Source organism: Alteromonas sp. S005 (assembly GCF_036864475.1).
Classification (GTDB): domain Bacteria; phylum Pseudomonadota; class Gammaproteobacteria; order Enterobacterales; family Alteromonadaceae; genus Alteromonas.
Window position 1 is genome coordinate 90,446 of record NZ_JAZETN010000011.1, and the last position, 16,366, is coordinate 106,811.

At 38.0% G+C, this 16,366-nt stretch carries 11 protein-coding genes and 1 pseudogene; all 12 read left to right on the forward strand.

Annotated elements, in window-relative coordinates:
- Positions 1–52: 52 nt before the first annotated feature.
- Positions 53–1,268: pseudogene (locus tag V7R55_RS13500) on the forward strand (IS256 family transposase).
- A gap of 319 nt (positions 1,269–1,587) precedes the next feature.
- Positions 1,588–3,045 carry a hypothetical protein gene (locus tag V7R55_RS13505; protein ID WP_334059910.1) on the forward strand — a complete coding sequence of 486 codons (1,458 nt, stop codon included), beginning with the start codon at positions 1,588–1,590 and terminating at the stop codon, positions 3,043–3,045.
- Complete coding sequence (locus tag V7R55_RS13510; RefSeq protein WP_334059911.1) at positions 3,038–5,023, forward strand: hypothetical protein; 1,986 nt, start codon at positions 3,038–3,040, stop codon at positions 5,021–5,023. Before V7R55_RS13505 ends, V7R55_RS13510 begins: the two co-directional genes overlap by 8 nt.
- Position 5,024: 1 nt before the next feature.
- The gene (locus V7R55_RS13515) at positions 5,025–6,566 is read left to right on the forward strand and encodes a glycosyltransferase family 2 protein (protein WP_334059912.1); all 1,542 of its coding nucleotides are present in this window, start codon (positions 5,025–5,027) and stop codon (positions 6,564–6,566) included.
- The gene (locus V7R55_RS13520; RefSeq protein WP_334059913.1) at positions 6,563–7,243 is read left to right on the forward strand and encodes a hypothetical protein; all 681 of its coding nucleotides are present in this window, start codon (positions 6,563–6,565) and stop codon (positions 7,241–7,243) included. Before V7R55_RS13515 ends, V7R55_RS13520 begins: the two co-directional genes overlap by 4 nt.
- 39 nt (positions 7,244–7,282) lie before the next feature.
- A complete protein-coding gene (locus V7R55_RS13525; protein ID WP_334059914.1) occupies positions 7,283–8,053 on the forward strand; it encodes a sulfotransferase family 2 domain-containing protein in 771 nt (256 codons plus the stop codon).
- A complete protein-coding gene (locus tag V7R55_RS13530) occupies positions 8,050–8,889 on the forward strand; it encodes a glycosyltransferase (RefSeq protein WP_334059915.1) in 840 nt (279 codons plus the stop codon). Before V7R55_RS13525 ends, V7R55_RS13530 begins: the two co-directional genes overlap by 4 nt.
- Positions 8,890–8,898: 9 nt before the next feature.
- Positions 8,899–10,095, forward strand: a complete 1,197-nt coding sequence (locus V7R55_RS13535; RefSeq protein WP_334059916.1) for a hypothetical protein — start codon at positions 8,899–8,901, stop codon at positions 10,093–10,095.
- A 295-nt stretch (positions 10,096–10,390) separates the two neighbouring features.
- The gene (locus V7R55_RS13540; protein ID WP_334059943.1) at positions 10,391–11,101 is read left to right on the forward strand and encodes a glycosyl transferase family 1; all 711 of its coding nucleotides are present in this window, start codon (positions 10,391–10,393) and stop codon (positions 11,099–11,101) included.
- Positions 11,102–11,280: 179 nt separating this feature from the next.
- Complete coding sequence (locus V7R55_RS13545) at positions 11,281–13,527, forward strand: glycosyltransferase (RefSeq protein WP_334059917.1); 2,247 nt, start codon at positions 11,281–11,283, stop codon at positions 13,525–13,527.
- 34 nt (positions 13,528–13,561) lie between these two features.
- On the forward strand, positions 13,562–15,400 hold the full coding sequence (locus V7R55_RS13550) for a DUF6492 family protein (RefSeq protein WP_334059918.1): 1,839 nt from the start codon (positions 13,562–13,564) through the stop codon (positions 15,398–15,400).
- 199 nt (positions 15,401–15,599) lie between these two features.
- A complete protein-coding gene (locus V7R55_RS13555; RefSeq protein ID WP_334059919.1) occupies positions 15,600–16,340 on the forward strand; it encodes a glycosyltransferase family 25 protein in 741 nt (246 codons plus the stop codon).
- Positions 16,341–16,366: the final 26 nt, after the last annotated feature.

Here is a 16,366-nt window from a genome sequence, read left to right on the forward strand (position 1 = left end):
TAACTGCCTATCTCAATTTACTCTATAGAGAGTTAAGGATAGGCAGATGAACATGAATAAGAAAGAGCTTGAAGCTTTCGCAAAGGAAGCGGCCAAGGGAATTAAAACTCCTGAGGACTTAAACGAATTTAGTCAGATGTTGAAGAAAATCACCGTTGAAGCGGCTTTGAACGCAGAAATGGATGAGCATCTTGGCTACGAGAAAAATCAAAAGTCTACGTCATCAAACAGTCGCAACGGTAAGAGCAGTAAGCGAGTTAAAACCGAAGATGGTGAGTTTGAACTCGATACACCTCGTGACCGTGAAGGCTCCTTTGAACCTAAACTCGTTAAAAAACATCAGTCTCGCTTTACGTCAATGGACGATAAAATCCTCTGGCTTTATGCACAGGGCATGAGTACTCGTGAAATCGTCAATGCGTTTGATGAATGGTACGGTGCTGAGATATCGCCAACATTGGTTTCTCGCGTCACTAATGCGGTTATCGAGCAAGTGGTCGAGTGGCAGTCACGCCCGTTAGATGCTATTTACCCCATCGTTTACCTCGACTGTATCGTGGTGAAAGTACGCCAAGATAAACGCATCATCAACAAATCTATCTTCCTGGCCTTGGGCATCAATACCGAAGGCCACAAAGAGTTGATGGGCATGTGGATAGCCGAGAATGAAGGCGCTAAGTTCTGGCTAAACGTGCTAACCGAACTTCAGCAGCGCGGCGTAGAAGACATCCTTATTGCTTGTGTAGATGGTCTGAAAGGCTTCCCTGATGCGATTAATTAATGCTGTGTTCCCACAAACACATATTCAACTCTGTATCGTTCACATGGTGCGTAACTCACTGAAATACGTGTCATGGAAGGACTATAAAGCTGTCACAGCGGATTTAAAGGGCGTATACCGCTCAGCAACAGAAGATGAAGCTCTGCTTGAACTAGAACGGTTTGCTGAAACATGGGACGGCCAGTACCCTCAAATTGCTAAATCATGGCGGACGCACTGGCATAATCTCAACACCTTATTTAATTACCCAGAGGACATCCGCAGGGCAATTTACACCACCAACGCCATTGAGTCGTTGAACAGCGTTATCCGCAAAGCTATTAAAAAGCGGAAAATCTTCCCCAGCGATGATTCAGCAAGAAAAATGGTGTATCTAGCAATAAAAGACGCCAGTAAAAAATGGTCGATGCCGATTCAAAACTGGCGTCAGGCGATGAGTCGATTTATTATCGAGTTCGAGGAACGTCTCGAAAAGCATATTAACTAATGGCAGTTACACAGAATCTGTTACAGGCTCAATAATGTTTCATTAAACCTTTGTTGTATTAGGACTCTGAATTTTAATGACAACTTACTACGAATGCCTTTATCTCTCATTTTTTGGCTGACTAATATTTTCTGAACCAAAAAAATTTCCATATCCCATCATTTTAAAGCGGACCATTGTAATTACCTATACTAAAAGTTTACAATTGTACCCTTAATAATGTGAACCCATGTCACCAGCAGATATAAATTTTTGCACTTCTCCCAGCGATGGATAAATCGGTCGTTGTAAGAAATTTTGCAGTTTAAGAGTAAATAAAATGGAAAAGCTTTTACTACCATCAACATTAACTTTTGATGTCCCAAATATCGATGTTATGTTTATGGAAGACGTTTCAATAAACATGGACGAAACAACATGGAAAGTGTTGCCATTCGAAGGTTATCTTTTTTATTCCATTTTAAGCGAAAGCTCGCTATCTGATATTGAAGATATGTGGTGCAATTACATAGATGCCTTGTACTCACTTTACAAAGCGAACCCTCACCACGTGAAGTTCGAATCTCTCGATTATGAATGCGGGCTATTAGAAATAGGTCAAGTAAAGCTGGCAGGGGTAAGCCTCTTATTAGCAAAAACTTATTCTTCACCAGAACTTAGCAGAGCTCGGAACTTATTTACTACGATTGTAAAGCAAAACACAAAAACTGATTATCTGGAATTTCGAACCTTCATTGTAAACTCTGACTGGTTTGAAGATATAGACTCAGTTAAGGCTGAAAGCAAGCAGCAGATAGACTCACTTCTAAGAGAACTTGAGAAGCTTCAGCTTAAACATGAAGCCTTGTATGACAAAAGTTTACAGAGCTCTACAGAACTTGAAACCTTGAAGCTACAAAAGGTTGAACTGGAAAAGAAAGTTAAGTGGCTCCGTGCCAAAAATTCGGAATCCGAATTATCTGCGGCGAAGCTACAAGAGGACTTACAAAAAGAATTAAAAAATGCAAATGAATCAAACAAAAGACTTCGTGCTAAAAGTTTAGAGTCCGAATCATCCGCGGCGAAGGTTCAGGAGTATTTGCAAAAAGAATTAGAAAATACGAAAAAGCTTAACGAAGAACTCCAAGTTAAAGATGAGCAAGCTCAATTGGCCTTGTCAGAGGCAAATAAGAAGGAAGCGTACCTAAGAAGAAAGATAGAAGAGCTAGAGAGTAGCGAGAAGGCTAAAAGTATATCAATCACTCGGCTGGAGGCTACAATTGAGGAGCTCGGTAAAGACTCAAGGTCTGTTAGTATTCAGTTAGATAGAGAACGCAAAAACAATGAAAGTTTGAGGCGACAACTGGATTTGAAAGAGATAGTAATCTTGAATGCAAGAGGCGCATTACGCTCTTTTGAAAATAACAAAGCATTGAAGGCTTCAAAATCTCTTAAATCAATATTCTCAAAAGTTTTAAATAATTCTGAGGGAGAGTTGAAGGCTAATATTCGACTCTTAGAAGATTCAGCATTGTTCAACAAAGAGTGGTATTTGCAGAATTATCCAGATTTTCAGAAGACTCATGAAACACCAGAAGAACATTACCTCACTCTCGGATATCTTGAAGGTAAACAACCAAGTGAGCATTTTGATGGTCTATCCTATCTAAAAGCTTACTCTGATGTTGCAGAGCAAGGCGTAAACCCACTAGTCCATTATTTAAAGTGTGGTAAGAAGGAAGGACGGGTTTACCAAAGTAACTTATTAGAATTAAATGATGGCAATAAAAATGACTAACAACCTTCTAGAGTTAGAGAACGTAATCTGGTTGGGTTGTGGTGATTGCTCTATCAATAAAAAGTTAACGTTATATTGTGAAAATCTACTTCTGGTAGATGCTTTCGAAGCCGCAGTTTATAACCAGTTGAGTGAGAATGTAGTTGCGTCTCAGGTCTATAGAAAAAATTCTTTTGTCGCAGAATCACAAACCAAAAAGTTCCATCTGATTTCACCCTCTAAGTTTTCAACGAGCGTTGAACTGGAGAGGGTGTTTCAAATGTTACCGGGTTGCAAACATCTAGAAACCCTTGAGATGGCGCCTAAGGGGATCTCAGAAATAATTAACGAATCGGGTTTAGAATTTGAAACTTATTCGAACTGCTTAATCATCGACTTCGATGGTTTGAGCACGGCCCTCCTCACAAACTTTTTTGAAAGCCCTATAAGTAATAAATTCTTGTACATAGTAGTGCGGCTCTCAAGGGCGGAAGGAGCAAAAAGTAAACCTTATCACTATGTGAACCTGATGCGGTCATTTGGTTTCAGTGTTGCTGAATTACTCGAAGAAGATTTCGGTACCCTTTATTTTTTCAGTAAAGAACAATATCAACTTGCAGTAGAAGCACTTGAGTCTAGTGAAAAGTTTGAAAAAATTAATAAATTAGAGAAAGGCCTTTACACGCTTATCGGGCGGGCTGAGGAGATATCAGAAAAGAGTTCACACTATTTTGAAACTTTAATAGAAAATTCAAAAGGCAACGTAGAGCGTATCAATCGTGTTGAAAATAGCTTAAATAAACTTTTCTCCAAAGTTGAGAGAATGGCAGACTCAACTTCGAGTTCTTTAAGCAGTTTAACTGAAAAAATAAAAGAAAACGGTAAGAGTACAGTTGAAATTGAGAGGGGCTTAAGTGTTCTCGCGGTGCAAGCTGATTTAATTAAAAACTCAACGTCAGAGACACTAAGTGAGCTTGCTGAAATCGTAAAACAAAATAATGCCCATTTAGATAGGGTTGAGAAAGGCTTGAGCGCACTTGCATTGCGGGCTGATGAAATGAAGGACTCAACCTCAAACTCGTTCATTAGTTTAGAAAAAAGTTCAACAGTAAAATTTGAGCAGATCGATGAAGCATGGCGGGGCGTTAGTGAACTTTTAACAGATGTAGAGACGTTACTAAACATTAATTCAACCTCCCTAAGTAGTCTAGTCGAAGACTCAAAAATCAATTTTGAAAGCCTGCCAAGTGTCATAAGAGAAGAGCTACTCTCAAACAATAAGGCACTAAGTCAAAGTATTGATATCCTTGTTAAAGGTAGAGCCGCTAACGTGGTTACCCAGCTAGAAGCATACGATACTATAAAACGTTTTCTACAGTATGGTGTAATTCCTGTTCATTTCCATGGTTGGCCAGTGAGTCCAGATATAGGTGTACGCCTAATCGACATGATAACCACTCAAAAGTTTGATTTGATCATTGAATTTGGCAGTGGAACATCCACATTGATCATGAGTAGTGCTCTTGCCAAGACAAGCTCAAATCAAAGTCGTTTTGTAAGCTTCGATCACTTGGAAAAATACTACAACAGCACTTTGAACATGCTTGAAAAGCACGGTGTTGAAGAATTCGTAGATTTATGCTTTGCGCCACTCACTAATTATGAGGCTGATGGTAGTACTTATATGCATTACGATTGTGAGAAAAAACTTGAAGAAGTATATAAGGAAATTAGGCCTGCGAATGTCCTTGTACTTGTAGACGGACCTCCTGGTGCGACAAACAGACATGCGCGTTACCCAGCTTTTCCCAAAATAGTAAATATCTTCGAGCAGTCTAACCTAACTATATTTATGGACGATTACTCAAGAATTGATGAAAAAGAATGTGTAGAAATGTGGGAGAAAGAAGCTGACCTTAAAAATAGACCTTTTGACGTAACGTCACTGTCAGCAGAAAAAGGCTTAGCGATTATAAAAGTTGGAAAAAGAGAAGTTTAAAGTGAATAAATCAGTAAAAATTCTGAATTTGCTTGAGAAAGCAAAACAATATGGAAATGATTTCGGAGCGCTCAAGTTTTTATTGAGTCATTACACTAAAGAAAACTTATTGCAAAAAGCTGATTGTGTATTGGATGGCTTTGAGCCCAAAGTAGCAAAATATATCAATATTCACACTTTGGCTTATGATCTATGTAGAGCGCCTTTAGCTCAAGAGAAAAAAAATTTGCTGAAGTATATGGACGGGCTTCGCTTTGTTCAAATGTCAGAGACTTACTTGAACCAAGTAAAGTCATTCGCAATTAACTTTTCAAATTTAGATAAAGACGAGAAAAATCATTTCGCGAAGCACGTAAGAAACGCATTTCTATTGAGCCAAGACGAAGAGTTGCTTGAGTTAGTGAAGGTAAACCACCCCCTCATTTTACCAATGCTTTCAATACCGACTAAAATATCTAGCAACCTAACAAAATTCTCTTCAAAGGACTTTTCCCAGAAGGTACAGCAGAACAACGTTATCTTCGATAATTTCGACAATAAAGAGTTTTTAGAAAATTTAGAGCTTGAATCTTTTGAGCACATTCAGCACAGGTTGGGTCTTGGGTTAAATAAAGCTAGGCTTGAAAATGCTGAGAGCTATCAATCAGCATTAAATGGTTTGCTAGCACACTATGATTTGTCAAACGTCGTGTCTTTATCGCTCAATGAAAATGTTTTAGATTCATTAGTGTTTGAAAGGCCAAATGTTAAGAGAGGTCCGCTAGTCTCGATAATAATGTCATGCTTTAACTCAGATAAAACAGTGGGATACGCGATTCGCTCTCTGTTAAATCAAAGCTACCAAGATATTGAAATTCTAGTGTGTGATGACAATAGCGATGATCGTTCTCTAGAAATAATGAAGTCTTTAGCGTTAACCGATAGACGTGTCAGAGTTTTCTCATCAAGAGAAAATCAAGGTACTTACAACATAAGAAATGCATTGATTCCCCTCTGCCGAGGAGAGTTCATTACTTTTCAAGATGCAGATGACGTAGCTATTCCTCAGCGGATTGAGCGACAAGTAAATGATTTAGAGGTGTCTGAATCACTTGTAACAAGTTGTCGCTGGATAAGAATTTCACCAGAGGGAGAGGTCATATTTTTTCCTGATGGGCTAATCAACAGGTTTTGTGTTGTTTCTACAATGGTTAAAAAGGAAGTGTTTAGTATACTGCCTAAGTTTAGACAGTCGCTTGTTGCCGCAGATACTGAATTCCATGAATTGTGCTTGTTTATGCTTGGTGCCGAAAACGTTAGAGTTCTAGATGAACCGTTGATTCTTGGGCTGTGGGGAGATGGTTCTTTAACAAAACGCCCTGGTTTAGCTGCGGAAAATACTGGCTGTGTAGCACATAGGCGTAGAGCTTATTCAGATATTGCGGCGAGACAGAGAGTTATAGGCAGCCACATAGTGTCTGACGAAGAGGTCGATAATGTTCTGAGAGACCAGGGAATATACAGAGAATATCATGGTGTTCAGTGTGAAGGGGAGGCGATATGATTATTGCATGTATGTGTACTTTTCCGGCGCGTGGTGAATTGATTTTACCTGCGATTGACTCTCTCTATAACCAAGTTGATAAAATACATCTATGCCTCAATGATTACAAAGAGATCCCGCCCTTTTTAAATAAATATAAGAAGTTGGAAGCAATAATTCCTGACACCGATCAAAGAGATGTTGGTAAGTTCTTAGATATTGATGTAGATGATGAAGACGTTATTTTATATGTTGATGATGATATTATTTATCCAGAAAATTATGCATCGGTAATGTGTCAAAAGTTAGCAAAAAATGATGAAGCAGCATATGGACTTCATGGTGTTATTTACCCAGATGCCTATGATGGTGATGTAGGGCTTCGTAGGGTGTTTTCATTTCCAAGGGCGTTAGAGAAGGATCGTTTAGTTAACCAAATTGGAACAGGTACTGTAGCAATTAAAGCTAAAAATAGGCCCCGACATGAGTTTATGAAAGGTTCTCAAAAATACGTAGATGTTAGATTCGCTGTGCACTGTTCTAAAAAGGAATTGCCCATAGTTTGTATTGCAAGAAAAGAAGAGTGGTTAAGAGAAATTAAGCACGGGCAAACGATCTTTTCCACATTTACTACCAAGTGGCCCTTAAATGTAACCAAAGAAGTTCAATTGCTAACTGGGTATTCTAAATTATTTTAGTGTCTCGCTACGAGTTCAATTTCAAATCACTGGAAAAATATGTATTCACTAAACAACTGGGATTTTACCGAAAAGCCTGTTTCAAACACCTATACTATAAAAGTAGATGGTGTAAGCATTGCCTATACTTACATACGTAAAAATGCTTGCAGTTCTTTTAAAAAGTTTTTTTCTCATTTTTCTCATGGATGCTTTTCTGAATATAAAACAGATTTAGCGGCCTTAAATCAACTTCATGTGGAGAGTTCATTAGATAAGCTTTCTTCATGTGATTTTAGAATCTTTGTATTTAGGGATCCTATAGATAGAGCTATTTCTGTATACAAAAATAAGTTCATTCAAAATACTGGAAACAAGGATATTTTCCAAAGTTATGAGAAAATTACTGGAAGGGATGCATTTAAGGCTAGTTTCGAAGAATTTATTTCACTATATATTATGAACCAGCAAGTAAGCGAACGAGAGTTAGATCCTCACCTTTACTCTCAACATCTTCATTTGCGAGATATAAATTACAATGCTGTTATTCCCATGAACTCCTTGTATGATTCAATGCAGTTAGTCGTTGGAGCTGCTCTAGCTCAAAAGTTTTTCGAAAAGCCTGTCAATGCGAGCACTAGTAATATCGAAAGCGAGAGAGAGAGGAATGTGGTTACTCAGTCTGCTGAAGAGCTAAATCAAATTTTTAAAAGCGAAAAAAGAATTCCTAAAAGTGCTCTTTTTAGAACTCCTACAATCGAAGAGCAACTGAAAGCTTTTTATGTAACAGATTACGAGCTAATCAATAGCTTAAAGGATAATAGCAAATGATTTTTTTATACACACGATTTAGCTTGGTCAATAAAAATATGACAAAGGCTTGGAAAACGAGTACTTTAACTGTTCAGGAGCAAATCGATAATGTTGTCGCAAATGACGAGCGCTTGCGTGGTCGATTAAAAATTTTTCTTGATAGAACAGTTAAAAATATTGAAAAAGCGCATATAGAGGGCGCACAAGTAAGGCATTTCGTTTTTGCTTCTACTCTGATTAGTTCGTGGGCACAAGACCTATTGTCTAACGCAGAAAAGAATTATAGTTGGTTGAAGATAATCTGGGTAACATATGAAGAAGATTTTAATATAGTCGAAAGTACCAGAGCATTAATAAGCGAAGAATTTCAAGGAAGAAATCAAGGAGGGGTATATTCTCTTCTAAGATTAGATGACGACGATATTCTAGCACCTCACTTTTTTGAGTATATATCAAGATACGCTGTAGATGCTTTTGTCGGCAAAGCAATATCGCTACCAGCTGGTGTTAATGCATTATATGATTCAAAGTTGGATACATATACACATTTTGTTGAAAGCTATGATGAAAAAATTGCAATCGGGCTGGGTTTTATAAACCATTGCAGTGAGACCGGTGAGCACAGAATAAAGTCTGCTGTTCCCAATGTTTCTCATAAAAAGATTGATAGGCAAGTACCACTTATATTAGACGGAACTATAAGTTACTGCTGGATAAGATCTCTTCACGAAACGAATGATACCTATGTTCAAAGGTTGGGAGACGGGGTTGAGATACCTATTATCAACAAAGTCAAGCTATCAGAACATCCCTTGTCTAAAGATTTGGTAGATAAATACTTCGTATTCTTGTAGTAATTAAATATGAAAATTATAGTTGTGGGCACATCAAATTCGGTAATCGGGAACAAGGGTTTTATACAATCTCTCCGCCTACAACATGAGGTCATTCAGCTCTCGTGTGGTAGGGTACCTTTTTTTTACCATCTAAAGACTTTGATAAAAAATAGAGAACTAGTTGAAAATTGTGATCTGCTGATACTAGATCATTACATAAACGATGTTAATGTTTACAGAGGGATTCTAAGTGATGAGTATCAGCATTTGTGCGAGGAATTTTACAGATTTCTTAGTACATTGAATGTTAATATTGTCAATGTTTTCTTTCCCGTAATTGGTTTGAGAGATTACAAGTTTAATTCTTTCTATGATACCGTTTTAGAACTTTGTCGTTTGAATTCTATATCTGTAATTGATCTTAACGAGCTCAATTTTTCTAAAGGTCATTTTAAAGACAAAATACATCTAAGCCATCGTACATCTTATTTCTTCGGTATTATTTTAGGAGGTGTCTTAGCTAGTCATGAATATAGATTAAAGAAAAATAGACCTTCAGGGGGAGAGTGCAAAAACAACCCCTTTTCAATTGTCAATATTCCAGAAATTGTTGGCAATTCTACCGAGTTTAAGAATGACCTTATTCATATTGAATATGCAGATATTGAAAAAGATTTTTGCATTAAGTGTGATATTAAGCAAAAGTTATTGGGTATAGGATATTTTAGATTAAAAGGCGCTGAGGGTTCATCAGCGTGTATCATTAACGATAAGCATAAAATCGCGTTTTCTGGTTACGGTTATTTTTTTGAAGCTTTAGATTTTGATGTGCATGGTGATGTTGTCGTTTCTCCATTTTTTTCGGAGACTGGCTGCTTGGATACATTGATGACCAGAGGCAAGGTAGATGGGCCATTCAAATACTTATATCTAGTTGATCTTCTTTTCTACAATGGTGAGCGTTTAGAATATATCGCCGCGAATAGAATGGTGTTTGATTTGGATGTGTCTAATCTAATTGAACTTTCGAACGTATTTAATAGGTTCTATGCTTTCCCTTCGTTGTCCGCTAAGTCAATAGACCTAATTAGAGATGTTGCAGTTCGTATGGAGGTCGAAGATACAGGTATTGCACGCGAACTTATGCTTTTGGCAAGTATAGCTAGGCCGAATGGTCCATTTATAAAGAAAAAGTTAGAAGAGTATAACTTGTTGACACAGTAGCTCAAAAACTGAGTGAACGATAATATCGAAGAGACAGTGGTAGTAGAACGTTAACTATATAGTTATGTTGAGATAAGCCCTAATCAGCTTGCTTGAATTGTATAGCACTTGGTTCGCTACTAGTTTGAAGTTGTAGGCGAATTGCTATTTAATTTAAACGACTAATCAAGACTTTATCATAAGAATTTATCTGATCTAGACTTCATGTTAATTGTCGCGCTCTTATTATACAAATTTTCTTTGCCTAAGAGGACTGTAACGTAGCTTTCCATTTACTATTACCCGAATTTACGTGATGAATATAATTTTTAACTTGAAAGAAAACGAATCGCTTTCTGAACATGAATGCAAAAAAATTGTAGCTCTTCTGCGAAATCATGTAGCCGAAGATATATGTCTAAGTATTAGTGTAGAGCCTCAAGTCGGATGGGACAGTTCCGAGCTTTCAGGTACGCTAACTAGGGAGTCTTTGCTTCATAATTTGATAGAACTGCAACAAGACGCACTTGAGTTAGAAAAGCAAGTAGTTTACTTTAAGGAGCGAAACAACTACTTAGAAGAAAAAGTAAGTTGGCTTCGAAGTAAAACTGGTGAAAGTAATTTTAAACCTTTAAAGTCAGTGCTTGACTCTAGTCCTTCGTTAGGTGATTCAGGTTTACAGTCCGCGTTAGTTCGAGTAATTAATACTTTGGAGTCTAAAGCCAGTGAAAAAGCGAGCTTGTCGTTTTCAAAGTCTAAACGCGTGAGGAGAGACAAAGCTTTAATTGCTCGAAGTGAGTACTTCGATAAGGTGTATGTAACAACTCAGTTAAGGATGTTAGGCCTTCAAGTAAAAGACCCCCTGGAGTTTTTCATTTCTTTCGGAGCTGAACTCGAACTTTCTCCTTCTGAAAAGTTTGATACCAAATCTTATTTGGCGATGAATCCAGACGTAAAAGATTCAGGTGTTAATCCTCTTCTTCATTATATAAAACATGGTAAAGCCGAAGGCCGAGTTCTTATATAGTAAGTTCAGGCATTTTTTAATCAAGCACCCCAGATACAACGAACCATGGAGATAATATAGTGGTTAATGACGTGCTGCTTTCAGCCAATAAAGCGTTTTCAGAACAAAACTTTAGCGATGCACGCGCCATATATGAACAGTGTTTTCCATCGAATGTAAAAGAACTTGCAAACATCTTAGTGGATAAACCTGTTTTAAAGCATGTTTATAGAAACTATTTATATTCGTTAGCCTTCGGGGGGGATATAGATAAAACAGAACGCCTGATGTATGAGTACAAAGCAGCAGACCCGCACGATACAATTATAACCACTACAAAAGGTCTTCCAGCGCTGGATAGTCATCAAGATTCCCCGCTACTAAGCATAATTGTACCTATCCATAACTCTGGCCAATATTTAGATTTCTGTATTCAATCTATACGTGAACAAGAATTTACTGATTTTGAACTCATATTAATCAATGATGGGTCAACAGACACCTCTTCAGAGATTATTGATCGCCATGCAGCAGAAGACTCTCGAATTATAGTGTTAACTAATCTTCAAGCGTCCGGAAACCCAGGCACGCCTAGAAATCAGGCATTGTCTATAGCAAAAGGTGTCTATGTTGGTTTTGTCGATAGCGATGATTGGATCAATAGAGATTTTTACTCAGAATTAATGAGTATGGCGCTAGAAAGTAATGCCGATATCGTTTTTTCTGGTGGGTTTAATAATCATGAAGCAAGCGGAAGAGTAAGTAAGCGAACCTATACCGCTGAAGGTTTTGACGATCCGACTAGCTCCAGGTTTAAAACCCATGATAGCTTTATGATATGGGATAAAGTGTTTAAGCGCTCAATGTTAGAAATGTTCAACATTCGCTTAGGCGAAACAAAAGCTGCTGTAGATGTACCTTTTGTATTCGCTGCTTATTACTATGCTGCCAACGTTGTTTTCAACGATGAATTCATTGGTTATAACTACAGACGCGAGTCAGAATCATCGGTAACGGTAGCTCATCGTAAGAATTCGAATTGTGAATTTGAGTTTCAGGCGTTCTCGAATGTAAGAGCATGGGCTAATGAGAACAACGTTGCCGATTATTACTACGCAACTATAGATATTAAGCTTGTGAGCTCGCTGATGTATACATTAAAGATGGTGAGCGATGAATATTTTGATGGCGTTTTTGCAAAAGTAAAATCACTTTTTACAGACGTGGATGCGGTGTCATTTAAAGACTATTGCGTGCAGAATCAAAAATGGTGGCTATACAAAGAGTTTTTGAAAGTACGCGATCATAGCGCAAAGGATGTGCAAGCATATCTTAAAGAGAAAGAAGAAGCCGCTAAAGCAAAGACAGTCGAACAATTAATTACACCTCGCTACCAGCTTGAAGGAAAAAACGCGGGCATCATGTTTTTTCCTTGTTGGTTAACAAATAATCCATATCAAAAACTATTCTATCAAGCATTGAATGAAAATTTTGACTTAGCAATTGAAGGCTATGATCAAAAAGGTCTTCGCAAAGAGCTAATCGACAGAAAAAAAGGCAAATTTAAGTATGTTCACCTTCACTGGTTACATAACTTTTTTGACTTTGAAGATCCATCTGTACTCTCGAACACTTTAGAAGCGTTGAGTTACGCAAAACAAAATGGTTTTAAGGTTATATATACTGCACATAACATTTGCTCGCACGACTCTGAAAACGCCGAAGACGAAAAACGTTATAGAGAGCAGATACTTTCGTTTGTAGACCACTCGCTAGCACACGGTGAAGTAGCAAAACAGCGCTTAATAACAGAGTTTGAGGTGCCTGAGAATAGTGTCGAAATCGTTCCTCACGGTACCTATGGTGATTTCTACGGCGAGAAGATAGATAAAATTCAAGCGAAAGAGAAGTTCGGCATCCCAGCTCAATCTACTGTTTTTCTATTCTTCGGAAATATAAAAGGTTACAAAGGCATATTTAACCTTCTGTCTCGCTTCCACAATCTGCGTGAAAAGAGTGATGATATTTACCTTATAATAGCAGGACGAGTGTTAGACCAAGAGCTTATGCCGGAGCTGACTAAACAAACGATAGATGCAAATATTCTGTTTAGGCCAGGCTTCGTCCAAAATGATGAGGTTATAGATTACTTTTCTAGTGCTGATTTGTGCGTTTTGCCTTATGAACAAGTTTTAACTTCTGGAGCGGCAATGCTCAGTGTGACTATGCGTTGCCCAGTTCTCGCTCCCTCAATTGGAATTCTTCCAGAAGTGATTACTCCTGAAATTGGTCTTTTGTTTGATTCTTTTGATGGTATGCAAGATCAAATGGAAAAGATGGCCAATGGGGAAGTAAGCGTTTCTCAAGCTCAACAATTTGATAAAGCGCTAAACATTTATGATTGGACAAACTTGGTTAAAAGAATCAGTTTTCTTCTTAGGAAATAGTCACTAGGGCGTTATAGGAATACGGTATTAAAAAATGGAAAAAGTTGATTTAGCAGTAGTTTTCTATGAGAACGAGGTTGACACGTTAGGGTTACTTGCGAAGTCTATCGAGCTTTATTGTGACACTAGCTTAGTAGATAAAATTTACCTAATTAATAATGCCGTCAATCCTTCAGCGGGTCGTAAAGCGTTTGATACGGAAGTTCTACCATTCTTCGATAAGTTCAAAGACAATGTTCGTATCATAGACGCGGACAAACTAGGAATTAACCTTTCAAAAGGTGCCAACCCTTATTTGTCACAGCAAGCACTGAAATTGTCTATAGCGACTATGTCGGATAAAGGTCACTATTTGGTTCTAGATGCTAAATGCCATTTCATTCGAGAACTTAAACGAAGAGACTTATTTAACGAAGACGAAAAGCCAGTGTCTCATCATCAGGTTCATGGTGGGTACGTAAAGGCTTGCTTGAAAGAAGCATGTAATTACTTTGATGTTGATGTCGACCTTGATAAGCCTGCCTTACCAACAGTGCCACCTTACTTGATGATTACTGCTTTAGTTCGTGATTTGCTAGCTGAAATTGAAAAGCGAGAAGGCACCGGGATTTATAATCTTATATCGGAGAATGAGAAACTTGCAGAGTTCTTAATCTATTTTGCATATTTAACTTATCGCGGTGGGCCTGAAAAATTTTATTCTATTGGCACCAAACCATACGCGACATTGTTTACCAAATGGCCTGAATCTGACAAAGATATATCTCGAGTTTTAAACAGCACGTCAAACGACAGTGTTTGGATGTTCTCTGTTCGCGCCAAACGGTTTGCTCAGTTAAAAAATAACGAAATAGATTTTATAGCTAACCTTTGGGCTGAGCGAGGTTTGTTTGACAACAAAGCATTTGCTAAAGAGTTTATTCTTCAAAAGGGTAATTCAACAACTACTGTCACAGAGGTTAAAGGGCACCCTGCTGGTGATGGAAAAGTTGTTGAAGGGAGAAACCAACGCCTTTTCATCGCAAATGATTCTAACGACGTAATAAAGCAGCATCGTGGCGAGAAAATCCTAGGTATCAATCAAATAAAAGCTTGGCGTAGAGTGATTGAAACGAGAAAAGCAGTTTGTTCCAGCATGGGGGCCCAGTATAGGCTTATGGTGGTCCCTGATGCGCACGCTGTGCATAAAGGTGACCTGCCACAGTTAGACAATATTGATGCTATACGACCCATACACCAAATAAGCTCAGAACTGTATGATTATTCAAGTTTTATCTATCCGCTAGAAGAGTTGATCAATGCATCTGAAGAAGCAGAATCTTACCATCCAGTCGACTCCCATTATACCGCTTATGGTGCATACGTTTGCTACAGGCGCATAATGGAAGATCTGAAAATTAATATTCCTATATTAATGGAAGATGACATAGCGTTGATCGAGAAAGAGGGAAGCGGTGACTTAGGCGAGAAGTTTAATCCTCCTCGCATTGCCAAATTTACCGAATGTTTTGTCAAGAATGGAAAAGCAAACAAGATTTGGAACAACGGTGTGACAAACCGGGGTCACATGTCGGTTTGGGTGAATTCTGATCAAACGTTGCCGAGTTGCGTTCTCTTCACTGATTCTTATGGATGGAAGATTCAGCGCTTTTTGGCCGAGTCATTTAGCAGACTATACATAGTTCATAGCCCGCTAATTGAACATGATGCACTAGATGTATTTAAACCAAATGTTGTTATTTCGCTCATGGCCGAACGCTTTTTGATTTATACGCCGAAAGATATATTTGATAAGTCTGCGCTAGAATTTGCCAATGAGAAGGGAGGCGACATCAAATCTTATGAAGAAATACTTTCATTGTCGAAAGTGTGATCTAAATCGTTTAAAAAATAAAATTGTGGTAAAGGCATTGGCATAAATAAACAAGTATGACAAAAACCTTTTTTTTAGCCACTGGAGCCTGAGTTACCATGAATGTCTAGTCAATAATGGTTAGCGAGTTTTCAAAAGCTCAAGTGATAAAATCTACAATAATATTTTCGGCAGAATAATTGGTAAAGAAGGTAAGACGATGAATTCAGGTGCTATTAAGGCGTATGTTATTAATCTTGACTGTGATATTCAGAACTTTGAAAAAGTCGAGAGCATTGCTAGCGGGCTCCCTTTCAATATTGAAAGAATATCAGGTATCAGAGGAAGCTCTATTCCTAGATTTATAGTAGAAAAAACGGTTGTAAATCATGAGATAGATCTCCAGATGGGAACCGTCGGCTGTTTTCTTTCACATGCTAGGGCATGGGAAAAAATAGCTGAAGAAGGAAGCGGTTTTGTATTTGAAGATGATATCATTTTTCAAAATATTGATACTATTTCTGAGTTGGCTTCAGAAATGCAGGCTTATGACTTGATTTTTGTAAACGACAGGATGTGTGGTGAAGCGAGTGCAGATAGCGATGAGAGGAATTGTATAAACTCCTTGAAGCAGGAAATTTTAGCGAGGGCAGAAAGAAACCAGATAGCCTGTGGGGGTGACGGATATTATTTGTCACAAGCTGGTGCCCAACGCCTTCTTGAACTCGTTAAAACCAAAGGGGTATTCAATGATGTAGACTGGTTCATATTTTATTGTGCTATGGCAAATAATAACTTAGACGAAATTCGCGAAAACCGAACTTTCCACAGGAAATTATCTTTTTTCAAAGGTACTTACGACTTATTAGAGCCTATCCTCAAAGGTGGTGTGCTAGGAAAGCCGATTGTTGCACACGCACCGACTCAAAGCCGAAGAATAATAGAAAATAAAGCTAACTAAATAGGATGTTGAATTGTTTCAATTAG